At 71.3% G+C, this 26,103-nt stretch carries 20 protein-coding genes; 9 read left to right on the plus strand and 11 right to left on the minus strand.

Going from position 1 to position 26,103, the window contains the following annotated elements; translation table 11 throughout:
* The 3 genes from ACFPZI_RS27155 to glgB all read left to right on the plus strand — a co-directional run.
* Positions 1-484: alpha-glucosidase C-terminal domain-containing protein (locus ACFPZI_RS27155; RefSeq protein ID WP_381368129.1), on the plus strand; the 484-nt coding region annotated here is incomplete at its 5' end.
* A gap of 84 nt (positions 485-568) precedes the next feature.
* Positions 569-2,017, plus strand: a complete 1,449-nt coding sequence (locus ACFPZI_RS27160) for a maltokinase N-terminal cap-like domain-containing protein (protein ID WP_381368131.1) — start codon at positions 569-571, stop codon at positions 2,015-2,017.
* A gap of 32 nt (positions 2,018-2,049) precedes the next feature.
* A complete protein-coding gene (gene glgB, locus ACFPZI_RS27165; RefSeq protein WP_381368134.1) occupies positions 2,050-4,536 on the plus strand; it encodes a 1,4-alpha-glucan branching enzyme in 2,487 nt (828 codons plus the stop codon).
* A 14-nt stretch (positions 4,537-4,550) separates the two neighbouring features.
* Here the strand turns inward: glgB and ACFPZI_RS27170 are convergent, their stop codons facing one another.
* From ACFPZI_RS27170 to ACFPZI_RS27185, 4 genes are all read right to left on the minus strand, one after another.
* Positions 4,551-6,872 (minus strand): HelD family protein, encoded by a 2,322-nt coding sequence (locus ACFPZI_RS27170; protein WP_381368554.1) that lies wholly within the window; start codon positions 6,870-6,872, stop codon positions 4,551-4,553.
* Between the two features lie 145 nt (positions 6,873-7,017).
* Positions 7,018-7,332, minus strand: coding sequence for a thioredoxin family protein (locus ACFPZI_RS27175; protein ID WP_381368137.1), 315 nt, complete (start codon positions 7,330-7,332; stop codon positions 7,018-7,020).
* 14 nt (positions 7,333-7,346) lie between these two features.
* Positions 7,347-7,775: a MerR family transcriptional regulator gene (locus ACFPZI_RS27180; RefSeq protein ID WP_381368140.1), complete on the minus strand. Its 429-nt coding sequence runs from the start codon at positions 7,773-7,775 to the stop codon at positions 7,347-7,349.
* A gap of 166 nt (positions 7,776-7,941) precedes the next feature.
* Complete coding sequence (locus tag ACFPZI_RS27185; RefSeq protein WP_381368143.1) at positions 7,942-9,333, minus strand: cation:dicarboxylate symporter family transporter; 1,392 nt, start codon at positions 9,331-9,333, stop codon at positions 7,942-7,944.
* A 164-nt stretch (positions 9,334-9,497) separates the two neighbouring features.
* Between ACFPZI_RS27185 and ACFPZI_RS27190 the strand changes: the two genes are divergently transcribed.
* Positions 9,498-11,168: a sensor histidine kinase gene (locus ACFPZI_RS27190; RefSeq protein ID WP_381368146.1), complete on the plus strand. Its 1,671-nt coding sequence runs from the start codon at positions 9,498-9,500 to the stop codon at positions 11,166-11,168.
* Positions 11,165-11,851 (plus strand): response regulator, encoded by a 687-nt coding sequence (locus ACFPZI_RS27195; RefSeq protein ID WP_381368149.1) that lies wholly within the window; start codon positions 11,165-11,167, stop codon positions 11,849-11,851. Before ACFPZI_RS27190 ends, ACFPZI_RS27195 begins: the two co-directional genes overlap by 4 nt.
* 93 nt (positions 11,852-11,944) lie before the next feature.
* Here the strand turns inward: ACFPZI_RS27195 and ACFPZI_RS27200 are convergent, their stop codons facing one another.
* On the minus strand, positions 11,945-12,970 hold the full coding sequence (locus ACFPZI_RS27200) for an ATP-dependent 6-phosphofructokinase (RefSeq protein WP_381368152.1): 1,026 nt from the start codon (positions 12,968-12,970) through the stop codon (positions 11,945-11,947).
* Positions 12,971-13,357: 387 nt separating this feature from the next.
* Between ACFPZI_RS27200 and pta the strand changes: the two genes are divergently transcribed.
* The 3 genes from pta (at position 13,358) to pyk (ending at position 18,226) form a co-directional block, all read left to right on the plus strand.
* Entirely contained in the window at positions 13,358-15,466 is a 2,109-nt protein-coding gene (pta, locus tag ACFPZI_RS27205; RefSeq protein WP_381368155.1) for a phosphate acetyltransferase, read from the plus strand.
* Complete coding sequence (locus tag ACFPZI_RS27210; RefSeq protein ID WP_381368158.1) at positions 15,463-16,725, plus strand: acetate kinase; 1,263 nt, start codon at positions 15,463-15,465, stop codon at positions 16,723-16,725. Before pta ends, ACFPZI_RS27210 begins: the two co-directional genes overlap by 4 nt.
* Before the next feature lie 73 nt (positions 16,726-16,798).
* The gene (gene pyk / locus ACFPZI_RS27215; protein WP_381368161.1) at positions 16,799-18,226 is read left to right on the plus strand and encodes a pyruvate kinase; all 1,428 of its coding nucleotides are present in this window, start codon (positions 16,799-16,801) and stop codon (positions 18,224-18,226) included.
* 120 nt (positions 18,227-18,346) lie between these two features.
* Here pyk and ACFPZI_RS27220 read toward each other — a convergent pair whose 3' ends face one another.
* The 4 genes from ACFPZI_RS27220 to ACFPZI_RS27235 form a co-directional block, all read right to left on the minus strand.
* Entirely contained in the window at positions 18,347-19,729 is a 1,383-nt protein-coding gene (locus tag ACFPZI_RS27220; protein ID WP_381368164.1) for a hypothetical protein, read from the minus strand.
* Positions 19,719-20,315 carry a DUF6114 domain-containing protein gene (locus ACFPZI_RS27225; RefSeq protein ID WP_381368167.1) on the minus strand — a complete coding sequence of 199 codons (597 nt, stop codon included), beginning with the start codon at positions 20,313-20,315 and terminating at the stop codon, positions 19,719-19,721. Before ACFPZI_RS27225 ends, ACFPZI_RS27220 begins: the two co-directional genes overlap by 11 nt.
* Positions 20,316-20,508: 193 nt before the next feature.
* The gene (locus ACFPZI_RS27230; protein WP_381368169.1) at positions 20,509-21,150 is read right to left on the minus strand and encodes a DUF6230 family protein; all 642 of its coding nucleotides are present in this window, start codon (positions 21,148-21,150) and stop codon (positions 20,509-20,511) included.
* A gap of 646 nt (positions 21,151-21,796) precedes the next feature.
* Positions 21,797-22,783, minus strand: a complete 987-nt coding sequence (locus ACFPZI_RS27235; protein ID WP_381368172.1) for a tetratricopeptide repeat protein — start codon at positions 22,781-22,783, stop codon at positions 21,797-21,799.
* A 304-nt stretch (positions 22,784-23,087) separates the two neighbouring features.
* Between ACFPZI_RS27235 and ACFPZI_RS27240 the strand changes: the two genes are divergently transcribed.
* Entirely contained in the window at positions 23,088-23,714 is a 627-nt protein-coding gene (locus ACFPZI_RS27240; RefSeq protein WP_381368175.1) for a TetR/AcrR family transcriptional regulator, read from the plus strand.
* Positions 23,715-23,813: 99 nt separating this feature from the next.
* Here the strand turns inward: ACFPZI_RS27240 and ACFPZI_RS27245 are convergent, their stop codons facing one another.
* Together ACFPZI_RS27245 and ACFPZI_RS27250 are read right to left on the minus strand one after the other, a co-directional pair.
* On the minus strand, positions 23,814-25,514 hold the full coding sequence (locus ACFPZI_RS27245) for an acyl-CoA mutase large subunit family protein (RefSeq protein WP_381368178.1): 1,701 nt from the start codon (positions 25,512-25,514) through the stop codon (positions 23,814-23,816).
* 86 nt (positions 25,515-25,600) lie between these two features.
* A complete protein-coding gene (locus tag ACFPZI_RS27250) occupies positions 25,601-25,939 on the minus strand; it encodes a DUF3817 domain-containing protein (RefSeq protein WP_381368181.1) in 339 nt (112 codons plus the stop codon).
* Positions 25,940-26,103: the final 164 nt, after the last annotated feature.

Here is a 26,103-nt window from a genome sequence, read left to right on the forward strand (position 1 = left end):
CGGCGACCGCGACGCCGTCCGCACCCCCATGCAGTGGACCCCCGACCGCAACGCCGGCTTCTCGTCGTCGGACCCGGGCCGGCTGTTCCTGCCCACGATCATGGACCCGGTCCACGGCTACCAGGTCATCAACGTCGAGGCGTCCATGGCCTCCCCGTCGTCGCTGCTGCACTGGACCCGCCGGATGATCGAGATCCGCAAGCAGAACCGCGCCTTCGGCCTCGGCACCTACACCGAACTGCCGTCGACGAACCCCGCCGTCCTCGCCTTCCTGCGGGAGTACGAGGACGACTTGGTGCTCTGCGTGAACAACTTCTCCCGTTTCGCGCAGCCCACCGAGCTCGATCTGCGCGCCTTCGAGGGACGCCACCCGGTCGAGCTGTTCGGCGGGGTGCGCTTCCCGGCGGTGGGTGAGTTCCCGTATCTGCTGACCCTCGGGGGCCACGGCTTCTACTGGTTTCGGCTCCGCAGGGACGCCGCGTAGAACCCGGGGCGGGGCGGTTTCTCCCGCCCCGCCCGGGGCACGCATCAGTAACACCCCGACGACCCGGGGAAAGGACGCGATTCCATGCCGGAAGCCGTCATACGTACCGTCGTACCCCCGCCCGGCCTCCTTGCCTCACTGGATCCACTGCTCAGACAGTGGCTGCCGCGACAGCGCTGGTTCGCGGGCAAGGGGCGCCCGGTCACCGGGTTCACCCTGGTCGCGGCCACCGAGCTGCTGCCGCCCGGTGTCAGGCTGGGCCTGTACCACCTGCTCGTCCGTGCTCACCAGCCCGACCCGTCCGTCCCGTCCGCCCCCGGTGCCGGCGCCGCCCGCCCCGGTGACTGCTACCAGTTGCTGATCGGCGTGCGCGAGGCGCTGCCGCCCCGGCTGGCGTCCGCGCTGATCGGGCACGTGAGCGAGGGCCCGCTCGCCGGACGGACGGTCTACGAGGCCCTGCACGACGCCCGGCCCGCCGAACTGCTCCTGGAGGCCTTGCGCACCCGGGCCCGGATCGGCGGGCTGCGCTTCGAGCGGGACCCGGGGCAGGAGATCCGGCCCGGTCTGGTGCCGCGTCTGATGACGGTCGAGCAGTCGAACTCGTCCGTCGTCTACGGAGATACGTTCATCCTGAAGCTGCTGCGCCGGATCGTGCCCGGGATCAACCCCGATCTGGAGCTGCCGCTGGCGCTGGCCCGCGAGGGCTGCCCGCGGGTGCCACCGCCCACGGCGTGGCTGGTCGCGGACCCGGACCCGGCCGATCCCGGCGAGACCCATGTGCTGGGCGTGCTCCAGCCGTTCGTGCAGGGTGCGACGGACGGGTGGGAACTGGCGCTGCGGGAGCTGGCCAAGGGCGAGGACTTCGTCGCCGAGGCACGGGCGCTGGGGCGGGCCACCGCCGAGGTGCACACCGCGCTGGCCCGCGCGCTGCCCACGGTCACCCTGGGCCACAGCCGGCTGCGGGCCATGGCCGCCGGCATGGCCGAGCGGCTGGCGGCGGCCGTCCGGGCGGTGCCCGCGCTGCGGCCGTACGCGACCGGTCTCGGCTCGGCGTACACCGCCCTGGACGACCTGGCCGCCGAGGGACAGACCTGGACCGCCCAGCGGGTGCACGGCGATCTGCATCTCGGCCAGTGCCTGCGGTCCCCGGCCGGGGGCCCCTCCCCCGCTTCCGGCAGTGGGGGAGAGTGGTCGCTGATCGACTTCGAGGGCGAACCGGCCCGGCCGCTCGCCGAGCGGCGGATGCCGCAGCCCGTGGTCCGGGACGTGGCCGCCATGCTGCGGTCCTTCGACTACGCGGCCCGCTCCGCGGACCCGCCGCAGCCGGACTGGGCCGAGCACTGCCGGGCGGCGTACTGCTCCGGCTACGCGGAGGCCGCGGGCGCGGATCCGCGCACCGATCCCGTGATGCTGCGCGCGTACGAGACGGACAAGGCCGTCTACGAGGTGCTGTACGAGGCCCGGCACCGGCCCGAGTGGCTTCCGGTCCCGTTGGCGGCGGTGCGCAGACTCGCCGGACCCGACCAGACCTGACCTGCCCGACCTTCCCTCAGGAGGCTCCGTCCGTGACCCCCCGCCCCGATTCCAGCGGTTCGCATCCGGAGCAGCCGGCCGAGCAGCGGCCCGCCGAGCCGCCGACGGCCGCGCGGAAGAAGAAGCCCGCGGCAGCCAAGGCGGCCCAGGCGATACCCGAGAAGGGCGCCACGAAGAAGGGTGCCGTGAAGAAAGGCGTGGCGAAGAAGGGGGCTCCGAAGCAGAGAGCCCTGAAGCAGGGCAAGGCGAAGCAGGCCAAGGCCGTGCGGGTGCGGGCCTTTGGGGCGCACCCGGCGGCCGGGCAGCTCGCCCCGCCGGAGGTGGAGCTCGCCCTCTCCCCCGCTCTCGGCACCGCCGACCGGGAGCGGTTGCTGGACGGCACGCATCACGACCCGCACGCGGTGCTGGGCGCGCACCCGGTGCCCGGTGGGGTCGTCTTCCGGGCGTTCAAGCCGTACGCCCTGGCCGTCACCGTGGTCTCCGGGGGCCTCACCGTCGAGCTGCACGACGACGGGGGCGGGTTCTTCTCGGCGCTGCTGCCGCTGCGGGAGGTCCCGGCGTATCGGCTGCTCGTGGCGTACGAGGGGACGGTGCGGGAGGTCGAGGACGCGTACCGGCTGCTGCCCACGCTCGGCGAGTTCGATCTGCATCTGATCGGCGAGGGGCGGCACGAGGAGCTGTGGACGGCGCTCGGCGCGCACCCCATGACCCACCAGGGGGTGACCGGCACCCGGTTCGCGGTGTGGGCGCCGAACGCGCGCGGGGTGCGGGTGGCGGGCGGCTTCAACTTCTGGGACGGCGCCGGGCACCCCATGCGGTCGCTGGGCTCGTCGGGGGTGTGGGAGCTGTTCGTGCCGGGGGTCGGTGAGGGCGAGCTGTACAAGTTCGACATCACCCGGCCCGACGGTTCGAAGACCCTGCGCGCCGACCCGATGGCGCGGCGCACGGAGGTCCCGCCGGCCACCTCGTCCGTCGTCACGTCCTCGCGGTACGCGTGGGGGGACGCCGAGTGGCTGGAGCGCCGCGCCGAAGTGCCCGCGCACGAGGCACCGTTCTCGGTGTACGAGGTGCACCTGCCGTCGTGGCGACCGGGACTGACGTACTGTCAACTGGCGGAGCAACTGCCCGCGTACGTCAAGGATCTCGGTTTCACGCACGTCGAGTTGATGCCGGTCGCCGAGCATCCCTTCGGCGGTTCCTGGGGCTACCAGGTCACCGGTTTCTACGCGCCCACGGCCCGCCTCGGCACCCCGGACGACTTCCGGTACCTGGTGGACGCGCTGCACCGGGCCGGGATCGGGGTGCTGATGGACTGGGTGCCGGCGCACTTCCCGCGGGACGAGTGGGCACTGGCCGAGTTCGACGGCCGGCCGCTGTACGAGCACGCCGATCCGCTGCGGGCGGCCCATCCCGACTGGGGGACCCTGGAGTTCGACTTCGGACGGCGCGAGGTGCGCAACTTCCTGGTGGCGAACGCCGTGTACTGGTGCGAGGAGTTCCACATCGACGGGCTGCGGGTGGACGCCGTCGCCTCGATGCTGTACCTCGACTACTCGCGCGAGCCCGGCCGGTGGACGCCGAACGAGCACGGCGGCCGGGAGAACCTGGACGCGGTGGCGTTCCTCCAGGAGATGAACGCCACGGTGTACCGCAGGGTGCCCGGCGTGGTGACGGTCGCGGAGGAGTCCACGGCCTGGGACGGCGTCACCCGGGCCACCCATCACGAGGGCCCGAGCGGTTTCGGCGGGCTCGGCTTCGGGCTGAAGTGGAACATGGGCTGGATGCACGACTCGCTGCAGTACATGAGCCACGAGCCGGTCCACCGCGCTTACCACCACCACGAGATGACGTTCTCGATGGCGTACGCCTACAGCGAGAACTACGTGCTGCCGATCTCCCACGACGAGGTCGTGCACGGCAAGCGGTCGCTGGTGTCGAAGATGCCCGGCGACTGGTGGCAGCAGCGCGCCGATCTGCGCGCCTGTCTCGGCTTCATGTGGGCCCATCCCGGCAAGCAACTGCTGTTCATGGGGCAGGAGTTCGCGCAGGGCGCCGAGTGGTCCGAGCAGCACGGCCCGGACTGGTGGCTGCTGGATCCGGCCTACGGTGCCGAGGCCGACCACCGCGGGGTGCGCGACCTGGTGCGCGACCTCAACACCGTGTACGCGCACACCCCGGCGCTGTGGCGGCTGGACACCGAGCCCGCCGGTTTCCGGTGGGTGGCCGGGGACGCGGCCGAGGACAACGTGCTCGCGTTCCTGCGGTACGACCGGGACGGCACCCCGCTGCTCGCGGTGTCCCACTTCGCCCCCGTGGTCCGGCATGACTACCTGATCGGTGTCCCGGACGACGTGCCCGCCTGGCACGAGGTCCTGAACACCGACGCGGCCCGCTACGGCGGCGGCGACGTGGCCCACCCTGACCCGGTCAAGCCGGAGCCGCAGGGGCGGCACGGGTTCCCGGCGAGCATCCGGCTGACCCTGCCGCCCCTGGCGACGGTCTGGCTGCGCCCGGCCTGACCGGCGGGCGGGCGCTACGCCAGGGTGTCGGCCAGCGGCTTCGGCAGCGGTCCGGTGTGCAGGACGCCGAGCCGCTGGGTGGCGCGGGTCAGCGCCACGTACAGGTCGCTGGTGCCGTAGCGCCCCGGTTCGGCCACGAGGACGGAGTCGAACTCCAGTCCCTTGGCCTGCCGCGGGTCGAGCAGCACGACCCCCTGCGTCAGGTCCGGTTCCGCGCCCGCCGTGACCCCGTCCAGCCGGGCGGCCAGGGCGCGGTGCAGGTCGCGCGGGGCGATGACGGCGAGCCGGCCCGGCAGGGTGCCGTCCGGTCCGGGGGCGTCCTGGGGTCCCGGGGACCCGGCGGTGAGTTCCGCGACGGCCTTGGCGACGGCGTCGGGCAGGTCGTCGGTGGCGCGGACCCAGGGGCGTACGCCGGTGGAGCGGACCGAGCCGGGCGGCTCGAAGCCGGGGTGCTCGGCGCGCACCACGGCCGCCGCGACATCCATGATCTCGGCCGGGGTGCGGTAGTTGACGCCGAGCCGGGTGTGCTCCCAGCGGTCCTCGACGTACGGGGCGAGGATGTCCTCCCAGGAGCCGACACCGCCCGCCTCCGATGTCTGCGCCGGGTCGCCGACCAGGGTCATCGAGCGGGTCGGGCTGCGCCGCATCAGCAGCCTCCAGGCCATCGGCGACAGTTCCTGTGCCTCGTCGACGATGATGTGGCCGAACGCCCAGGTGCGGTCGGCGGCGGCCCGTTCGGCGGCGCTGCGGTGGTCCTCCTCCTCGTGCCGCTCGGCGAAGCGTTCCGCGTCGATGATGTCGTGCGCGGACAGCACCTCGGAGGATTCGGGGTCGCCCTCCTCCTTGTCCTCGAACTCGAAGGTCCGCGACGCGTACGACACGTCCAGGACGCCCTGGGCGTACGCGATCTGCGTCCGCCGCTCCCGGTCGGCCCGCTCGCGCACCCACCGGTCGTCCTCGCCGAGGAGTTCGGCGGCCTCGTCGAGCAGCGGCACGTCGGCGACGGTCCAGTGCCGGGTCACCGGGCGGCGTACGGCGGCGGCGTCCTCGGCCGGCAGGAACTCCTCGGGTGCGGCGAGGAAGTCGGCGATCAGTCGCTGCGGGGTGATCCGGGGCCACAACCGGTCGATGGCGGACCACACTTCGGGGTTCTCGGCGAGCTCGTCGCGGATCTGGCTGATGTCGCTGGGGTCGAGCAGATTGCTGCCGTCGTACGGGTCGGTGCCGATGCGTTCGGCGACCATGTCGGTGAGTGCGTTGAGGATGTGGCCCTCGAAGTACTCGCGGGACGCGTTGTGCGGCAGCTTGGCGGCGCGGGTGCGTTCGCGGGCGACCCGCACCAGGCCGTCGTCCAGCATGAGGATCTCGCGGTCGTGCTCGATGGTGGTCACCGGGTCGGGCAGCGCCTGCCGGCCGCGGACGACCGCGGTGAGGACGTCGGCCATGGCGGCCCGGCCCTTCACGGCGGCGGCCTCGGGGGTGTCCGCCCGGGTGGCCTTCACCCCGGGGAACAGCTCGCCGACGGTCGCGAGCAGCACCCCGGTCTCGCCGAGGCTGGGCAGCACCTCGCCGATGTAGCCGAGGAACGCCGGGTTGGGGCCGACGATCAGGACGGCGCGGCGGGCCAGCAGCTCGCGGTGCTCGTAGAGGAGGTAGGCGGCGCGGTGCAGGGCCACGGCGGTCTTGCCGGTACCGGGGCCGCCCTCGACCACCAGTACACCGCGGTGCGGGGCGCGGATGATGCGGTCCTGGTCGGCCTGGATGGTGCGGACGATGTCGCCCATGCGGCCGGTGCGCGCGGAGGTGAGCGCGGCGAGCAGTACGGCGTCGCCGGTCGGATCCTCGTGGCCGGTACGGGTCTCGTCACCGAGGTCGAGGATCTCGTCGTGCAGGGCGGTGACCGTGCGCCCCTCGGAGGTGATGTGCCGGCGGCGCCTCAGTCCCATCGGGGTGTAGCCGGTGGCCAGGTAGAACGGGCGGGCGACGTCGGCGCGCCAGTCGATGAGGACGGGGGTGCGCTCGGCGTCGTCGGCGCGCAGGCCGATCCGGCCGATGTGGTGGGTGTCGCCGGAGGAGAGGTCGATCCGGCCGAAGCACAGCGAACCGTCCACCGCGTTCAGCGCCGCGAGCAGCCCGGACCGCTCGGCGACGAGGATGTCGCGCTCCAGCCTGGCCTGCAGGGGCGTGTTGCCCTGCCCGAGCGCGTCCGTGAGGGACACCTCGGTGTCACCGCGCAGGGCGTCCACGCGTGCGTACAGTCCGTCGATGAATTCCTGTTCCTGTCGGAATTCACGGTCCGGATATTCGCTGTTTGACAATTCGGCTCCCGCCCGGATATACTGTGCTCACTGAACTTCCTCGCGACCCAATCCTATTGAAGTCGCGAGTCAACGAATATACGCAAAAGAAACCCCCGGGCGCAATTACCCGGGGGTTTCTTTTGTACGGCACCGGCGCCGCCCGCGCCGGTGCCAGTGCCGCTCAGATCACCTCGGCCAGTTCCTCCAGCAGCCGCCGCTTGGGCCTGGCGCCCACCATCGACCGCAGTGGCTCACCATCCCGGAACACCATGAACGTCGGCATCGACAGCACCTTGTACGCGTTGGTGGTGGCCGGGTTGGCATCCACGTTCAGCTGCACGACCTTCAGCCGCTCGCCCTGCTCGGCGGCCAGCGCGCTCAGCACCGGCGCCATCTGCCGGCACGGCGGACACCAGTCGGCGGTGAACTCCACCAGCACCGGCAGTTCGGCCCCGATCACCTCCGCCGCGAAGTCCGCGTCAGTCACCTCGGTCACACCCTTTGCCCTGCTCACCCTTGCCGCCCTCCGAGTTCGCACACCGGTTCCGGACCTCCCGGAACCGCAGCGTCGGCGGCCAGCTCGTCCCGCGCCCCTTCCGCCCGCGCCAACTGCGCCCCGACACCTGCCCGTACGGTCTGCAGCTCGCCGATGAGGGCGTCGAGTTCGTCCAGTTTGCGCCGGTAGACCGCGAGCGAGGCGGGGCACGAGTCGCCCTCGGGGTGCCCGGCCCGCAGACACTCCACGAACGGCCGGGTCTCCTCCAGCTCGAACCCGAAGTCCTGGAGCGTCCGGATCTGCCGCAGCAGCTTCAGGTCGTTCTCGTCGTACATCCGGTGGTTGTTGCCCGTACGCCGCGCGGGCAGCAGTCCCCGTGACTCGTAGTACCGCAGCGTCCGCGTGGTGGTCCCGGCGCGTGCGGCCAGCTCGCCGATTCGCATACCGGGGAACGTACGCCTTGACGTCGGCGTCAGGGCAAGGCGGGACGAGACGAATCCGAACAAAAAGGGCCGAGCGGCCGGGCTCCCGGGGGAAGGAGTCCGGCCGCTCGGCGGCGGGGAAAGCGCTGATGGGGCAGCGCTTGTGCAGCAGGAGGAAGCAGCCCTGTCAGGCCTTGGCGAGTTCCTTCTCGCCGCCCGCTCCGGGGACCTCGGCACGGTCGGCGGGGCCGCCGCCGTCGTGGTCGTCCAGCAGGGTGGTCTCGTCGAAGGGGATGGCGCCGGAGAGGACCTGGGTCACCCGCTCCTTGTCGATCTCCTTGGTCCAGGTGCCGATCAGCACCGTGGCGACCGCGTTGCCCGCGAAGTTGGTCAGGGCGCGGGCCTCGCTCATCAGGCGGTCGATGCCGACGATGAGGCCGATGCCGTCCACCAGGGCCGGCTTGTGCGACTGCAGACCACCGGCCAGCGTCGCCAGGCCCGCACCGGAGACACCGGCGGCGCCCTTGGAGGCGACCAGCAGGAAGAGCAGCAGCGGGATCTGCTCGCCGATCGACATCGGCGTGCCCAGGGCGTCGGCGATGAACAGCGAGGCCATGGTCATGTAGATCATGGTGCCGTCGAGGTTGAAGGAGTATCCGGTCGGGACGGTGATGCCGACCACCGGCTTGCTGACGCCCAGGTGCTCCATCTTCGCGATGAGCCGCGGCAGCGCCGACTCGGACGAGGACGTGGACAGAATCAGCAGGAACTCCCGGCCGAGGTACTTGAACAGGGACCAGACGTTCAGACCCGCGACGATCCGCAGCAGCGCGCCGAGCATCCCGAAGATGAACAGCGCACAGGTGATGTAGAAGCCGAGCATCAGCACCGCGAGGCTCTTCAGCGCGTCCACGCCGGCGGAGCCGGTGACCGCGGCCATGGCGCCGAACGCACCGATCGGGGCGGCCCACATGATCATGGCGAGGACCCGGAAGACCAGCCGCTGGATGTGCTCGATCCCGCGCAGGACCGGCTGGCCGGCGCTGCCCATGGCCTGCAGCGCGAAGCCGCACAGCAGGGCGATCAGCAGGGTCTGCAGGACCTCGCCCTGGGTGAACGCGGACACGATCGTGGTCGGGATGATGCCGAGCAGGAACTCGGTGGTGTCCTTGGCCTCGGCGTCGACCTGGGCCTGACCGGTCTCCTTGACCGCGTCGGTGACCGCGAGGCCCGTACCGGGGTCCAGGATGTTGCCGACGACCAGGCCGATGCCGAGCGCGACCAGCGACATGATCAGGAAGTAGATCATGGCGATACCGCCGACGGCGCCGACCTTGGCGGCCTTCCGGACGGAGCCGATGCCCAGCACGATGGTGCAGAAGATGATGGGCGAGATCATCATCTTGATCAGGCTCACGAACCCGGTGCCGATCGGCTTCAGCTCGACCGCGAAGTCGGGTGCGACCAGACCGACGGTGATACCGAGGGCGACCGCGATGATCACCGCGATGTAGAGATAGTGCGTGCGGTCCCGCTTCACTTTGGGAGCGGCAGGTGCCGTATCGGCTGTGCTGGTCACGGCGGCCTCCTTGACGACGTCGGCATCACCGGCGTGCGGCTCACGTCCGGGGGATGGGGGTGGGGTTGGGGGGTGGGGACTGCCGTGACTATGTCCTGCCTTGTGAGCGCGGTCACCCTTCCGTTCATTTAGTTCACGCCTACATGGGGATGCACACTGACGGGATGCGCATCACCCTCCCGAAACCCCGCAGCCTCGCGGCCCAGCTCTTCGCCATGCAGGCGGTGCTGATAGCGGTGCTCGTGGTGGGGTACGCGCTGTTCAGTTATGTCAGCGACCGCAGCCAGGCGGAGGAGGCGGCGGGCCGCCAGGCCACGGCGGTGGCCCTGTCGATCGCGGACTCCCCCTCGGTGCGGGAGGCGATCCGTACCGCCGATCCCTCGGCGACGCTCCAGCCGTACGCGCTGGCGGTGGTGCGCGACACCGACATCGACTTCGTCACGATCATGGATCCGCGGGGCATCCGCTGGACCCACCCCGACCCGGGCCAGATCGGTCTGCCCTTCCGCGGCCACACCGCTGCCGCCCTCGCGGGCCACACCTTCGCCGAGACCTACACCGGCACCCTCGGCCCGTCCGTCCGCGCGGTCACCCCGGTCCTGGACGGTGACCGGATCGTCGGCCTGGTCAGCGCGGGGATACGGGTCGATTCGATCAGCCGGCTTGCGCAGGGCCAGCTGACCGCGCTGCTCGCGGCCGCGGCCGCCGCCCTGGGGCTCGGCGCGATCGGCACGTACGTGATCAACGCCCGGCTGCGCCGGCACACCCACGGGATGAACGCGTCCGAACTCAGCCACATGCACGACTACCATCAGGCCGCGCTGCACGCCGTGCGCGAGGGGCTCCTGATGCTGGACGGGCAGTACAGGGTGGCGTTGATCAACGACGGCGGCCGGGAGCTGCTGGGTGTGGGGCCGAAGGAGGACGTGGTGGGCAGGTCGGTCGCGGAACTCGGTCTTCCGGCACCGCTGACGGGTGCGCTGCTCGCCTCTCGGCCGCGGGTCGACGAGGTGCATCTGACGGCGGACCGGGTGCTGGTGGTGAACACCTCCCCGGTGTCGGGCGGTGAGCGGCGCGGTTCGGTGGTGACCCTGCGCGATGTGACCGAACTCCAGTCGCTGACGGGCGAACTGGACTCGGAGCGGGGCTTCACGCAGGCGCTGCGTTCGCAGGCGCACGAGGCGGCGAACCGGCTGCACACCGTCGTCTCGCTGATCGAGCTGGGCCGGGCCGAGGAGGCGGTGGACTTCGCGACCGCCGAGCTGGAACTGGCCCAGGCGCTCACCGACCAGGTGGTGGCGGCGGTGGGCGAACCGGTGCTGGCGGCGCTGCTGCTGGGCAAGACCGCCCAGGCCAACGAGCGGGGCGTGGAGCTGCTGGTCACGCCGGACAGCCGGCTGGACGACGGGCTGCTGCCGGACACCCTGCCCGCCCGGGACCTGGTCACCATCCTGGGCAACCTGATCGACAACGCCGTGGACGCGGCGCTGGGCGGCATCAGTCCCCGGGTGGCGGTCACCGCCCTCACCGACGCCGGCGCGGAGCTGATCCTCCGGGTGTCCGACACCGGTCCGGGCGTGGACCCGGACCACACCGAGGCGGTCTTCCAGCGGGGCTTCACGACCAAGCCGTCGGGGCCGGGCGGGCGCGGGCGCGGGCTGGGCCTGGCGCTGGTACGGCAGGCGGTGAACCGGCACGGCGGCACGCTGACGGTGACGTCGGAGGAGGGAAGCGGCGCCCGCTTCGAGGTACGCCTTCCGCTGCGGGCCGCCACCGGGAACCGTGCGGTCGCGAACGATGCGATGGCGGGCTCGGACACGGGAGGCACGGCATGACCGGCAGACCGCCCATCCGTGTCCTGGTGGTGGAGGACGACCCCGTCGCCGCCGACGCCCATGTGATGTACGTCGGCCGGGTGCCGGGATTCGTCGCCGCCGGCAAGGCCGCCACGGGCGCCGAGGCCCGCCGGATGCTGGAGCGCACCCCCGTCGACCTGCTCCTTCTCGACCTGCACCTGCCCGATGTGCACGGGTTGCAGCTGGCCCGCTCGCTGCGGACCGCGGGGCATCACGCGGACGTCGTCGCGGTGACCTCGGCACGGGACCTCACGGTGGTGCGCGAGGGCGTGTCGCTGGGGGTCGTCCAGTACGTGCTGAAACCGTTCACCTTCGCGACGCTGCGGGACCGTCTGGTGCGGTACGCCGAGTTCCGGGCGGCCGTGGGCGAGGCCAGCGGCCAGGCCGAGGTGGACCGGGCGCTGGCCGCCCTGCGCGCCCCCGGACCGGCCGCCCTGCCCAAGGGCCTGAGCGCACCGACCCTGGAACGGGTGACCCTGGCCCTGCGCGACGCCGACGAGGGCCTGACGGCCAGCGGGGTGGCGGAGGCGGTGGGCATCTCCCGCATCACCGCCCGCCGCTACCTGGAGCACCTGGTCGACGCGGGCCGCGCGGGCCGGCACCCCCAGTACGGGGCCGTGGGGCGGCCGGAGTTGCAGTACCGGTGGGTGACGGGCCCGTAGGACCGTCCGCCGGGGCCATGACGCGTAGGGCCGCGCGCCGGGGCGATGACGCGGGCACGGCCCTCCCGCGCCGAGGTCGGGCGGGGCCGTCCGTCAGTAGACCGACTCGGCCTCGTCCATGCGGTCCTTCGGGACCGTCTTCAGTTCGGTGACGGCCTCCGCGAGCGGGACCATCACGACGTCGGTCCCGCGCAGCGCGGTCATCCGGCCGAACCGCTCCTGGTGCGCGGCCTCCACCGCGTGCCATCCGAAGCGCGTGGCGAGCACCCTGTCGTACGCGGTCGGCGTGCCACCGCGCTGGATGTGGCCGAGGATGACCGGCCTGGCCTCCTTGCCGAGGCGCCGCTCCAGCTCGTGGGCCAGTGCCGTGCCGATGCCCTGGAAGCGCTCGTGGCCGAACTTGTCGATCTCGCCCTTGCCGTAGTCCATGGTGCCGTTGGCGGGGTGGGCGCCCTCGGCGACGCAGATCACCGCGAACTTCTTGCCGCGGGCGAAACGTTCCTCGACCATCTTCACCAACCGGGCCGGGTCGAAGGCCCGTTCGGGAAGGCAGATGCCGTGGGCACCGGCGGCCATGCCGGACTCCAGGGCGATCCATCCCGCGTGCCGGCCCATGACCTCGACGACCATGACCCGCTGGTGGGACTCGGCGGTGGTCTTCAGCCGGTCCATCGCCTCGGTGGCGACGCCGACGGCGGTGTCGAAGCCGAAGGTGCGGTCGGTGGAGGAGATGTCGTTGTCGATCGTCTTCGGCACGCCGACCACCGGCAGACCGGCCTCCGACAGCATGTGCGCCGCGGTGAGTGTGCCCTCGCCGCCGATCGGGATGAGCGCGTCGATGCCGAAGTCGCGGATCATGTCCGAGGCGTTCTCGCAGGCCTCGCGGAGCCGGTCGCGCTCCAGCCGGGAGGAGCCGAGTATGGTGCCGCCGCGGGCCAGGATGCCGCTGACCGCGTCGAGGTCGAGGGTGCGGTAGCGGCCGTCGAGCAGGCCCGCGTAGCCGTCCTCGAAGCCGATGACCTCGTCGCCGTAATGGTCGACCGCTCGGTGCACGACCGACCGGATCACTGCGTTCAGGCCGGGGCAGTCGCCGCCTGCGGTGAGAACTCCGATACGCATCGTGCAGTCGTCTCCTGGTCGCTGGGGATACCGGTGAGCCGTCTCCGATTGTTCCATGCCGCCCGGCGCACCGGGGCCCCCTCCCTCCCCCCGGGTTCCGACTCCCCTGCCTCTCCCCGTCCTGCCCACCGTCCTGCCCACCGCCCCCGGCCCGGGTCCGGCTCCCTTCCCGGCTCCTTCGGCCCCTTCGGGGCACACCCCGGCCGCCCCGTTCCTGCCACGCGTCCCGGCCGCGTGCCCGGCCCCTCGGCCGGGCACCCCCACCAGCGGCGGAGGTACTGTCGAGGAGGATCCGCCCACCCCGGCGGGCGGGTGTCGGCCGGCGCCGGGAGGGCTCCGGTCCGCAGGGCCAAAAGCACCGCGAGACCCCGACGAAACGGAGCACGCGTGACCCGCAGTGTGTACGTCACCGGCATCGACCGTGGCGACGGCCGCCAGGTCGTCGACCTGGGAGTGATGGAACTCCTGACCCGGCAGGTCGACCGGGTGGGCGTCTTCCGTCCCCTGGTGCACGACGGCCCGGACCGCCTCTTCGAGCTGCTGCGCGCCCGCTACCGGCTCACCCAGGACCCGGCGACCGTCTACGGCATGGACTACCAGGAGGCGTCCGCCCTCCAGGCCGAACGCGGCCCCGACGAACTGGTGTCGACGCTGGTCGACCGGTTCCACCTGGTCGCCCGCGAGTACGACGTCGTCCTCGTCCTCGGCACCGACTACGCCGACACCCAGTTCCCCGACGAGCTGTCCCTGAACGCCCGCCTCGCCAACGAGTTCGGCGCCTCGGTGATCCCGGTGGTGGGCGGCCGCAGGCAGACCTCCGAGTCGGTGCGCGACGAGACCCGCAACGCCTACCGCGCCTACCACAACCGGGGCTGCGACGTGCTCGCCATGGTGGTCAACCGGGTCGCCCGCGAGGACCGCGACGAGATCGCCGAGCGGCTCGCCTCCCGGCTGCCCGTGCCCTGCTACGTCGTCCCCGACGAACCCGCGCTCGCCGCCCCCACGGTGGCCCAGATCGCCCACACCCTCGGCGCGAAGGTGGTGCTCGGCGACGACTCCGGACTGGCCCGCGACGCCATGGACTTCGTCTTCGGCGGCGCCATGCTGCCCAACCTCCTCGCCGCCCTGACCCCCGGCTGCCTGGTCGTCACCCCGGGCGACCGCGCCGATCTGGTCGTCGGCACGCTGGCCGCGCACAGCGCCGGCACCCCGCCGATAGCGGGCGTGCTGCTCACCCTGGACGAGGTGCCCGGCGACCGCATCCTCACCCTCGCCGCCCGCCTCGCCCCCGGCACCCCGGTGCTGTCGGTGCCCGGCAACAGCTTCCCCACCGCCGAGCAGCTGTTCTCCCTGGAGGGGAAGCTGAACGCGGCCACCCCGCGCAAGGCGGAGACCGCGCTCGGCCTCTTCGAGCGGTACGCCGACACCGCCGAACTCACCCGGCGGGTCTCCGCGCCCAGCAGCGACCGGGTGACGCCGATGATGTTCGAGCACAAGCTGCTCGAACAGGCCCGCTCCGACCTGAAGCGGGTCGTCCTGCCCGAGGGCGACGAGGAGCGGGTGCTGCGCGCGGCCGAGGTGCTGATGCGCCGGGGCGTGTGCGACCTCACCCTGCTCGGGCCGGTCGACCGCATCCACAAGCAGGCCGCCGACCTCGGCATCGACCTCGGCGACACCCAGCTGATCGACCCGGCCACCTCCGAGCTGCGCGACGCCTTCGCCGAGAAGTACGCCGCCCTGCGCACGCACCGGGGCGTCAGCGTCGAACTGGCCTACGACGTCGTCTCGGACGTGAACTACTTCGGCACGCTGATGGTGCAGGAAGGGCTCGCCGACGGCATGGTGTCCGGCTCGGTGCACTCCACGGCCACGACCATCCGGCCGGCCTTCGAGATCATCAAGACCCGGCAGGATGCGTCGATCGTCTCGTCCGTCTTCTTCATGTGCCTGGCCGACCGGGTCCTGGTCTACGGCGACTGCGCGGTCAACCCCGACCCGGACGCCGAGCAGCTCGCCGACATCGCCGTGCAGTCGGCGGCCACGGCCGCGCGGTTCGGGGTGGAGCCGCGGATCGCGATGCTGTCGTACTCGACGGGTACGTCGGGCTCCGGCGCCGACGTCGACAAGGTGCGCGAGGCGACCGAGCTGGTCCGCGCGCGCCGCCCCGACCTGCGGGTCGAGGGGCCGATCCAGTACGACGCGGCCGTGGAGCCGTCGGTCGCGGCGACCAAGCTGCCGGACTCCGAGGTCGCCGGGCAGGCGACCGTGCTGATCTTCCCCGACCTGAACACCGGCAACAACACCTACAAGGCCGTGCAGCGCTCGGCCGGCGCGGTCGCGGTCGGCCCGGTGCTCCAGGGTCTGCGCAAGCCGGTCAACGACCTGTCCCGGGGCGCCCTCGTCCAGGACATCGTGAACACCGTCGCCATCACGGCCATCCAGGCCCAGTCCCCCGCCCCGGCGTCAGCCCCGAGCGAGAAGGCAGCCACCCAGTGAGCGCCCACCCGTCACCCGTCACCGCCCTGCCCGACGAGCTGCGCTCGGCCCCTCCTTCTCGTGTCCTCGTCCTCAACTCCGGTTCCTCGTCGGTGAAGTACCAGCTGCTGGAGATGAACGACCGCAGCCGGCTCGCGTCCGGCCTGGTCGAGCGGATCGGTGAGCGGACCTCGCTGGTCCGGCACACGCCGTCGGCGTCGGGCGGGGAGCCCAGGGAGCGGACCGGTCCGGTCGCGGACCACGAGGCCGCCCTGAAGGCGATGGCCGAGGAGCTGGCAGTCGACGGGCTGGGGCTGGACTCCCCCGAGCTGGCCGCGATCGGGCACCGGGTGGTGCACGGCGGGATGCACTTCACGGAGCCGACCGTCATCGACGACGCGGTGCTCGCCGAGATCGAGCGGCTCATCCCGGTTGCCCCGCTGCACAACCCGGCCAACCTGACGGGCATCCGCACCGCGATGGCGCTGCGCCCGGACCTGCCGCAGGTCGCCGTCTTCGACACCGCCTTCCACACCACGATGCCGGAGTCGGCCGCCCGCTACGCGATCGACGTGCGGACCGCCGACGAGCACCGGATCCGCCGCTACGGCTTCCACGGCACCTCGCACGCGTACGTGTCCCGTCAGACGGCCCGGCTGCTCGGGAAGGCGTCCGAGGATGTGAACGTCATCGTGCTGCACCTGGGCAACGGGGCGTCCGCCTCGGCGGTGCGGGGCGGGAGGTGCGTGGACACCTCGATGGGGCTGACGCCCTTGGAAGGGCTGGTGATGGGTACCCGGTCGGGAGACATGGACCCGGCCGTCATCTTCCATTTGACGCGCGTTGGCGGAATGTCCGTCGACGAGATCGACACTCTTCTCAACAAGAAGAGCGGTCTGGTCGGCCTGTGCGGTGACAACGACATGCGGGAGATCCGCCGCCGGGTCGACGCGGGTGACGAAGAGGCGAAGCTCGCGTTCGACATCTACATTCACCGTCTGAAGAAGTACATCGGCGCCTATTACGCCGTTCTCGGCCGGGTGGACGCGGTGGCGTTCACCGCCGGGGTCGGTGAGAACGCCGCACCGGTGCGGGAGGCGGCCGTGGCGGGCCTGGCCGGGCTGGGCCTGGAGATCGACGCCGAGCGCAACGGCGCGCGCGGCGTCGGGCCGCGGCTGGTCTCGCCCGAGGGTGCGCGGGTCGCGGTCGCCGTGGTCCCGACGGACGAGGAAATGGAGATCGCCACACAGACCTACGCACTGGCCGGAAAGCGCAATTGAGCAGCCGCTTCCTCATATGTATCTTCCGCCAGACGGAATATTCCGGAGCGAAACAAACCGATAGGATCGTCCCATGCGCCGTTCCAAAATCGTCTGTACTCTCGGCCCCGCGGTCGACTCCCACGAGCAGCTCGTCGCTCTGATCGAATCCGGCATGAACGTGGCCCGCTTCAACTTCAGCCACGGCTCGCACGCCGAACACCAGGGCAGGTACGACAGGGTCCGTGCCGCCGCCAAGGAGACGGGCAGGGCCATCGGTGTCCTCGCCGACCTCCAGGGCCCGAAGATCCGTCTGGAGACCTTCGCCGAGGGTCCCGTCGAGCTGACGCGCGGTGACGAGTTCACCATCACCACCGAGGACGTCCCGGGCGACCGGACGATCTGCGGGACGACCTACAAGGGCCTGCCCGGTGATGTCTCCCGCGGCGACCAGGTGCTGATCAACGACGGCAACGTCGAGCTGAAGGTGCTGGACGTCGAGGGCTCCCGGGTCAGGACGATCGTCATCGAGGGCGGCGTCATCTCCGACCACAAGGGCATCAACCTGCCCGGCACGGCCGTGAACGTGCCCGCGCTGTCCGAGAAGGACATCGAGGACCTGCGGTTCGCGCTGCGCATGGGCTGCGACATGGTCGCCCTGTCCTTCGTCCGGGACGCCAAGGACGTCGCCGACGTCCACCGCGTGATGGACGAGGAGGGCCGCCGGGTGCCCGTCATCGCCAAGGTGGAGAAGCCGCAGGCGGTGGAGAACATGGAGGACGTCGTGATGGCGTTCGACGGTGTGATGGTCGCCCGCGGCGACCTCGCCGTCGAGTACCCGCTCGAGAAGGTCCCGATGGTGCAGAAGCGCCTGATCGAGCTCTGCCGGCGCAACGCGAAGCCGGTGATCGTGGCGACCCAGATGATGGAGTCGATGATCACCAACTCGCGCCCGACCCGCGCCGAGGCCTCCGACGTGGCCAACGCGATCCTGGACGGCGCGGACGCGGTCATGCTGTCGGCCGAGTCGAGCGTGGGCGCGTACCCGAACGAGACCGTGCGGACGATGTCGAAGATCGTCCAGGCGGCCGAGCAGGAGCTGCTGTCCAAGGGCCTGCAGCCGCTGGTGCCCGGCAAGAAGCCGCGCACGCAGGGTGGTTCGGTGGCCCGTGCCGCCGCCGAGATCGCCGACTTCCTCGGCGGCAAGGGCCTGGTGGCCTTCACCCAGTCCGGCGACACCGCCCGCCGGCTGTCCCGCTACCGCGCGAGCCAGCCGATCCTGGCGTTCACCACCGACGAGTCCACCAGCAACCAGCTCACGCTCAGCTGGGGCGTGGAGTCGCACGTCGTGCCGTTCGTGAACAGCACGGACGAGATGGTCGACCTGGTCCAGCAGGAACTGGTCCGGCTGCACCGCTTCGACGAGGGCGACATCGTGGTGATCACCGCCGGCTCCCCGCCCGGCGTCCCCGGCACCACCAACATGGTCCGCGTCCACCACATGGGCGACGCGACGAGCTGATCCGCGCAGCACGTGCACGGACACCGAGGGCGCCCCTGGGAAAGCAGGGGCGCCCTCGGTGTCTTCCGCGGCTCCCGGAAGGGTTCTGACGGGTGCCCGGCCGGATGCTCCGGCCGGTACTCAGTCGATGTACTGGCGCAGCCCGGGGATGTGCAGGGTCCCGCCGAACTGGCCGGCCTGCTGGACCGTCACATCCGTGAAGTGGATCAGGGGGATGTTGAGCGGCGGCGGGTTCTCCGGGTCGAAGGTGACCGGGATCAGCCCGAGCAGCTTGCCGGAGATGCTCTCCGTGTACATCACGGTGTCGCCGTCGCGGATGGTGGACATCGACCCCTTGGCCGCCTGCACGTGGTGGGTCTTGCCGGACATCTTGTCCTCGACCGTCTGGTGCAGGTCGCCGATGTCGGTGCCCTTGGAGATGACGTACTTCAGGACCTTCTTGGTCTTGCCGCTCGCGGTCCGCACCTCGACGATGCCCTGGTAGTCGGCGCCCTTCAGCGTCAGCGAGCTGGCGTTCAGGAACCACGGGTCCTCGGGCAGCAGGATCTTGTTGTCGACCCCGCCCTCGGCGTCGGTGGCGACCGGGCAGTCGTCGACGTCGGTCGTGGCGCTCGCGGAGGGGCTCGGCGAGGCGGTGGCCTCCGGGGTCGCGGTGGCCTCGCCGGCCTCCGCAGCGGGTTCCTCCTCCTCCGCCGCCCCTCCGGCTGCCTCGTCCGCCGGGTCGGCGGGTTCCTCGGCGGCGTCCTCGGCGGCTTCGGCGGCCTTCTCGGTGGCTTTCCCGGCGGATTCCTCCGCCGTGTCCGCCTCGTCCTCTGCGGCGCTGCCCGTGGCGGACGCGGAGGCCGACGGGGCGGGGCTCGCGGTTGCCTCGTCGGTCTTCTTGTCCTTCGGGGTGAGGAGGTCGGTGAGGGCGTCGCCGACCTCCTCCAGGGCGTTGCGGTCGGTCTCCGAGGGGGACGGATCGGGCTCCTCGGCCCCGTCGCCGGAGGCTTCGGAGGGGGCGGGCGCGGCCTCGTTCTTGCCGTCCTTGCCGTCGGAACCTGAATCCGGCGAAGAGGACGAGTTCTTGCCCGTGCCCGTGCCCGTGCCCGTGCCCGTGCCCGTACCGGAGTCCTCGGCCGGGTCGTCGCCGGCGGAGACCGAGGGGCTCGGTTCCGTGGCGGGGGCCTCCTCGTCGGGGGAGGCCGTGTCACTCGCCGACGCGGACGGGCCGGCCGAGGAGGGCGCGCCGTCCTCGGTGTCCTCCAGGGCCGCCACGCAGTCCTTGTACTCGTCGGCGGTCAGGCTCCTGGACTTCGGCTGCTCGTCGGCCTGGGCCAGCGTCGGCGTGAACCCCATGCCCATCAGGACCGCGGTCGGCATCGCCGCGAGGGCTATCGCCTTCCCGGCAGGCATGTGGAACCTGGTGAACAGCGGCTTCCTGGGGGCCGCGTGGCGTGGCCCTCTTCTGTCCGGGGTCAGGGCCGCGGCAGCGCTCCGGTCGCGCATCTCGTCAGCCGACACGGTGTCCCCTGTCGCGGTCCTCGATCCGGGCGTCGTCCGCCTCCCCGAGCTCGCCGGCCTCGTACGGCGGATGCGGCTGCCCCGCCGCGCCCGCGGTGCCCTCGGGCGTGCCCTGGGGGACGTCCTTGCGAGCACCGTTGCCGGACGGTCCACCGAAGAACTTCCAGCGCCCGCCCGCCTCGCTCTGCGGCTTGTCCGGCACCCAGGCCAGGGCCAGCGCACCGCCGATCATCGCGAGCAGGTAGCCGGCCCCGAGGCCACCTATGTTGGAGACCACGAGGGACACCAGGGCCAGGAGGATCGACGCCACACCGGCGAAGATGCGGGTGGCCTGCTGGAACCACATGGTCAGACCCAGCGTGATCAGCAGGACACCGATGATCAGAGAGCCCGCGCCGGCGGTCGTCGCCATGGCGATCGACATGTGGCCCAGCTTCAGCGTGGCGTAGGGGAAGTAGGCGATGGGCACCCCGCCGAGCAGGGTGAACAGGCCCGCCCAGAACGGCCGGTGGCCCCGCCAGTCACGGAATCGCAGACGCAGCCGGGTGAAAGTCCCGGCGCTCTGGACCGGAGTCTCGGCACTCATGGAATACAGCTCCCTGGTCCGGTGAAGTTACCTACCGGCTCGGCCTGGGGGTGGAGAAGCCGGAATGTCTGAGTCTGTGCGAACACCCGGGTACGAAGCACCGGGCTGGGTGTGGGGGCGGAGAAGCGACCGCTTCTCCGCCCCCCCCACTCGGCCGCTCAGCCGGCCGAGGACGTCTCCGGAGCGGAGACCGTCAGTAGCACTCCATCTTGGGGTCCGTGCCCAGACGCATCTTCAGGCCGCTGAGCTTGAACGTCCCGGCCGTGGTCGCCCACGCCGTCTGCTTGACGTTGGTGAGGTCGGCCTTCTCCGCCTGCTGGGCGAAGCCGCCCGGCAGTACGCTCTCGCCCTGCTTCACCGCGGGTCCGCGGGTCTTGTCCTTGACCGCGACACCGATGTCGATGTTGGTGAAGGTCGCATCGGCCTCGAGCTGAGCAACGTCGATGTAGAGGTTCTTGGCCTCGACCTTGTTCTTCTCGTTCGGACCCGCGTCCAGACGAAGGTAGATCGTCCCTATGCCGGGAATCTTCGTCTTGACGGACTGGCACATCTTGGTGATCTCGGCACGGTCGAACGACGAGATCGCCACCGGGTGCTGGGTCTTCTCGTCACCCGCGGTAGACGAGTAACCGGTGTCGATACCGCCGTACTGGGCAAAACCCCAGCCCTCGAGGCGATCGGCCGTCACCTTGAAATCCTGGCCCGACACGCTGAACGACGCCGCGAGGGCACCCTGCGCCAGGCCGACGCCCACCGCGGCCGTGGCGACCACGCTGGGCACCATGACCACGGCGAACCGCTTCCATCTGGTCCCGCCACGCACCTGGGACTCCATATTTCCTCCTTCTCGGACGTACATCTCCTGCTCTGACGCGCCGCCAGTCGGCAGACGGCCAGGCAGGGATGGGAGAAGCACTACGTCCTCGGGAAGGAGAGCGCCGCGCTCGGCAGCGCACGAAGCGTCCGAACCACCGGCGCTCACCCCCGAGCGACAACCACTGGTCGCGCCTGACACACATCACGCACAACCTGCTGGACAGGCTTCACCGGGTGGGCGAAGACCCCCCTGCCCAAGAACCGGCTCCACTGCCGCCGGTTCTGCTCGGTGGGGACCCAGGAACACCCGCGTCCCGACCGGATGTCGGGGTACGAGCAAGGGACCGAGCGTCGCCGATCGTGGTGCATTCTCGCCGCCTGCACAAGGGGGTTCGTTACTTGCCAGTAACGGCCGGATGGTCGAGGGACGACTCGCCGGTACCGGACGGCGACCCTGGGTGCCCTGGAGGGGGCTCACAAAGCAGTTGATCGGTGGACAGAATCCGACAGATCAACGCGGGCGACTTACTCGCAGTAACAGCGGCCGCGATTGCCAAGTTTCAGCAAAGCGCGGCCGCACCGGCCTCCGTCGGCCATTCCTTCACTCGGGCATCACGCGTCCGGAAACCACCTTTCGGGGGCCGGAAACCAGGTGCCCGCCCTGTTCAGAACAGGGCGCGTGCCAGTGCCCGGCGCGCGGCGACGACCCGCGGGTCATCGGCGCCGACCACCTCGAACAGCTCCAGCAGCCGTACCCGTACGGCATCGCGGTCGTCGCCCGCCGTACGCCCCACCGTCTCGATGAGCCGGCCGAAGGCGTCCTCGACATGACCGCCCACCAGGTCCAGGTCGGCGGCGGTGATCTGCGCCCCGATGTCCTTGGGGTTGCCGGCGGCGTCCGCACGCACCTGCTGCGGGTCCAGGCCCTGCACCCGCTGGAGCAGTTCGGCCTGGGCGAGACCCAGCTGCGCCTCCGGGTTGCCCGGGTCGTCGCTGAGCACGTTCCTGTAGGCCTGGATCGCGCCGCCCAGGTCACCGGCGTCCAGCGCCTGCACCGCGGCCTCCAGCAGGGCGTCGTACGGACCGACGGGCTCCTCGGCCTCCGGGGCGGCGCCGCCACCCCCGCCCCCGGGCACGGCGTCGGGGTCGACGGTGAGTCCGGTCAGGCCGAAACGCTCCTCGGCGACCTGCACCAACTGGTCCAGGGTCTGGCGGATCTGCGCCTCGCCCGCGGCCCCCTGGAAGAGCGGCAGCGCCTGCCCGGCCACCACCGCGAACACCGCCGGGATGCCCTGGATCCCGAACTGCTGCATCAGCATCTGGTTGGCGTCGACGTCGACCTTGGCAAGGAGGAAGCGCCCGTTGTACTCGACGGCGAGCCGCTCCAGGACGGGGCTCAGCTGCTTGCAGGGCTCGCACCACTCGGCCCAGAAGTCGATGACGACCGGGACCTCGGCGGACCGCTGCAGGACGTCGCTCTCGAAGCCGGCCTCGTCGACGTCGATGACGAGGTCGGCCGGGGAGACGGCACCCCCACCACCCTGCCGGACCGCTTCCGCGCGGGCCTGCTCCGCCTTCGTCTTGGCCTCTTGGGCCGCCTTCACCGCGGCGAGGTCGACGACTCCGCTCATGGACATGTTCCGTGGCTGCATGCGTCTATCCTCCCCCGTCCCCCGCGTGTCTGTGAAAAGCGCCCGAAAACCCGGATGTCCGGGCGTTGTTGGTCGCCGCACTGTCGGACGCCGGGTCCCCACCCCACGCCGGTGGTCGTCGCTCGAGCGCGTCGGCCTCCGAGTGACCCCACGCTTTCGCTACGAGTCGTAGCGTAATACGGAGTGCTGCGTACGAGGCAGCCCCCCGCCCCGGTGATCTCCCTCACGGACACCCGAACACGCACGGGTACGTGGACACGCGCAGGCATACGAGCGCGCACAGGGAGGCGGTTATGGTCGTGCGATGCAGAGCCGCACGACCGCCGGCCGCCCCGGACGTCCGCGCAGTGCCGCCGCCGACGCCGCGATCCTGGCCGCGACCCGGGAGGCGCTGGTCGAACTGGGCTGGTCCGGGCTCACCCTGGGCGACGTCGCGAGCCGCGCGGGGGTCGCCAAGACGACCCTCTACCGGCGCTGGGCGGGCAAGAACGAACTGGTGGTGGACGCGGTCGCCGAGCTCTTCGACGAACTCGAACTCCCCGACCGCGGCAGCCTCGCCGCGGACATCGAGGGCGTGGTCCTGCAGTTCGCGGCGCTGCTGTCCCGCCCGGAGGCCAGAAGCGGGCTGATGGCGGTGATCGCGGAGTCCGTCCTCGACGAGGCGCTGCGCGAGCGCATCCGCGTCTCGATCGTCGAGCGGCAGAAGCGCCTGGTCCGCACCGGCCGGGCGCGCGCCCAGGACCGCGGCGAGCTGCCGCCCGAGCCGGACCCGGACGAGGCGGCCCGCACCGTGGGCCTGATCTTCGACATGGTGGCCGGCGCGGTGGTGCACCGCACGCTGGTCAGCGGGCAGCCGGTGGACGAGGAGTGGCTGCACGGCTTCACCCGGGTCCTGCTGTCGGGCCTCGTCGCGGCCGGTACCGGCCCGTAGCGGGAGACACCCCGCTGCCGGACCGGGCCCGTGCGCCGTCCGGGCATCCAGCCGCCCGGCCATTCAGCCGTCCGGCCATTCAGCCGTCCGGCCGTCCGGTCAGAAGCCCGCGGGCTCCGTGTACACCCCCCACTCGTCCCGTAGCGCGTCGCAGATCTCGCCCAGGGTCGCCTCGGCGCGGACCGCGTCCAGCATCGGCTCGATCATGTTGGCGCCGGAGCGGGCCGCGTCGAGCATGGCGGTCAGGGCCGTGCGGACCGCCGCGTCGTCGCGGGCGGCCTTGCGCTCGCCGAGGGTGCGTACCTGCTCGCGTTCCACCTCGTGGCTGACCCGCAGGATCTCCAGGTCGCCGGTGACCGAGCCGGTGTGGACGTTGACGCCGACGACGTTCTTGTCGCCCTTCTCCAGGGACTGCTGGTAGCGGAACGCCGCCTCGGCGATCTCGCCGGTGAACCAGCCGTCCTCGATGCCGCGCAGGATGCCGGAGGTGATGGGGCCGATCGGGTGCCGCCCGTCGGGGTGGGCGCGCAGGCCGCGTTCCTTGATCTGCTCGAAGATCCTCTCCGCGTCCGCCTCGATCCGGTCCGTCAGCTGTTCGACGAACCAGGAACCGCCGAGCGGGTCGGCCACGTTGGCGACACCGGTCTCCTCCATGAGCACCTGCTGGGTGCGCAGGGCGATCTCGGCGGCCTGCTCGCTGGGCAGCGCGAGCGTCTCGTCCAGGGCGTTGGTGTGCAGGGAGTTGGTCCCGCCGAGGACAGCGGCGAGCGCCTCGACGGCGGTGCGCACGACGTTGTTGTACGGCTGCTGGGCGGTCAGCGAGACGCCCGCGGTCTGGGTGTGGAACCGCAGCCACTGCGCCTTCTCGCTCTGCGCGCCGTACACGTCCCGCATCCAGCGGGCCCAGATGCGGCGCGCGGCGCGGAACTTGGCGATCTCCTCGAAGAAGTCGAGGTGTGCGTCGAAGAAGAAGGACAGGCCGGGGGCGAACACGTCCACGTCGAGTCCGCGGCTGAGCCCCAGTTCCACGTACCCGAAGCCGTCCGCGAGCGTGTACGCCAGCTCCTGGGCGGCCGTCGATCCGGCCTCGCGGATGTGGTAGCCGGAGACGGAGAGCGGCTTGTAGGCAGGGATGCCGGCCGCGCAGTGCTCCATCAGGTCGCCGATGAGGCGCAGATGCGGCTCGGGCGTAAAGAGCCACTCCTTCTGGGCGATGTACTCCTTGAAGATGTCCGTCTGCAGCGTGCCGTTGAGCACGGCGGGGTCCACGCCCTGGCGCTCGGCGGCGACGAGGTACATGCAGAAGACGGGCACGGCCGGCCCGCTGATCGTCATCGAGGTCGTCACGTCCCCGAGCGGGATGTCCTTGAACAGGACCTCCATGTCGGCGGCCGAGTCGATGGCCACCCCGCAGTGCCCGACCTCACCCAGGGAGCGCGGGTCGTCGGAGTCGTGTCCCATGAGCGTGGGCATGTCGAAGGCGACGGACAGCCCGCCGCCGCCGTTGCCCAGGATCATCTTGTAGCGCTCGTTGGTCTGCTCGGCGTTCCCGAACCCGGCGAACTGCCGGATCGTCCAGGTGCGCCCCCGGTAGCCGGTCGGGTACAGGCCGCGGGTGAAGGGGTACTCCCCCGGCCAGCCGATCCGCTCGAACCCCTCGTAGGCGTCACCGGGCCGGGGCCCGTACACCGGCTCCACGGGGTCGCCGGAGAGCGTGGTGAAGTCTGCGTCGCGCTTGCGCGCGGCGTCGTACCGGGCCTGCCAGCGACGGCGGCCCTCCTCGATGGCGTCAGCGTCCATACCTCGAATTTACTTGGACGTCCTAGTAAATGTCGATGGCTGACCGCCGCACGCTGCTCCATGCGGCGGTGTCGAGGCCCGAAACGTTACGCCTTGGCGACCGCGGGCGCCCCGTCGGCGGCCCCGGCCTCCAGCTCACGGCTGATCCTGCGCTCCACGAAGAAGGCCGCCGTGGGAACGGTGCCGGCCAGCAGCACCCAGATCTGCTTCTTGACCGGCCACTTCAGCTTGGAGCCGAGGTCGAAGGCGAAGATCAGGTAGATGACGTACAGCCAGCCGTGGGCGATGCTGACCACCTGCGTGAAGTCGGCCGCGCCGTCCATCTTGAGCGCGTACTTGCCGATCATGCCGAAAACCAGCAGGACCAGCAGGACACCGGTGACGTAGGCCATGACCCGGTAGCGGGTCAGCACGCTCTTCTTCATGGCACGAGCGTAACGGGCCGTTCCAGGAGATCTTGTCCCGGGTCACTCGCCTCGAAGTCCCGCTGCCCAAGGCAACGGGCCGAGGGCGGCGAATGTCGGCACACTTCCCTGGCGCTGCTTCCGAGATCGTCGGCGGCTCGGCGGCCTGCCCCTCGGGAAGTGCA

This window comes from Streptomyces chlorus (genome assembly GCF_042655885.1).
Classification (GTDB): domain Bacteria; phylum Actinomycetota; class Actinomycetes; order Streptomycetales; family Streptomycetaceae; genus Streptomyces; species Streptomyces chlorus.

Bases quoted from the DNA above. Each gene is read 5' to 3' on its own strand.
- ACFPZI_RS27240 (WP_381368175.1), top strand. From the start codon at position 23,088: ATGCAGAGCCGCACGACCGCCGGCCGCCCCGGACGTCCGCGCAGTGCC.
- ACFPZI_RS27230 (WP_381368169.1), bottom strand. From the start codon at position 21,150: ATGGAGTCCCAGGTGCGTGGCGGGACCAGATGGAAGCGGTTCGCCGTG.
- ACFPZI_RS27160 (WP_381368131.1), top strand. From the start codon at position 569: ATGCCGGAAGCCGTCATACGTACCGTCGTACCCCCGCCCGGCCTCCTT.
- ACFPZI_RS27235 (WP_381368172.1), bottom strand. From the start codon at position 22,783: ATGCAGCCACGGAACATGTCCATGAGCGGAGTCGTCGACCTCGCCGCG.
- ACFPZI_RS27200 (WP_381368152.1), bottom strand. From the start codon at position 12,970: ATGCGTATCGGAGTTCTCACCGCAGGCGGCGACTGCCCCGGCCTGAAC.
- ACFPZI_RS27250 (WP_381368181.1), bottom strand. From the start codon at position 25,939: ATGAAGAAGAGCGTGCTGACCCGCTACCGGGTCATGGCCTACGTCACC.
- ACFPZI_RS27190 (WP_381368146.1), top strand. From the start codon at position 9,498: ATGCGCATCACCCTCCCGAAACCCCGCAGCCTCGCGGCCCAGCTCTTC.
- ACFPZI_RS27245 (WP_381368178.1), bottom strand. From the start codon at position 25,514: ATGGACGCTGACGCCATCGAGGAGGGCCGCCGTCGCTGGCAGGCCCGG.
- ACFPZI_RS27225 (WP_381368167.1), bottom strand. From the start codon at position 20,315: ATGAGTGCCGAGACTCCGGTCCAGAGCGCCGGGACTTTCACCCGGCTG.
- pyk (WP_381368161.1), top strand. From the start codon at position 16,799: ATGCGCCGTTCCAAAATCGTCTGTACTCTCGGCCCCGCGGTCGACTCC.
- ACFPZI_RS27180 (WP_381368140.1), bottom strand. From the start codon at position 7,775: ATGCGAATCGGCGAGCTGGCCGCACGCGCCGGGACCACCACGCGGACG.
- ACFPZI_RS27195 (WP_381368149.1), top strand. From the start codon at position 11,165: ATGACCGGCAGACCGCCCATCCGTGTCCTGGTGGTGGAGGACGACCCC.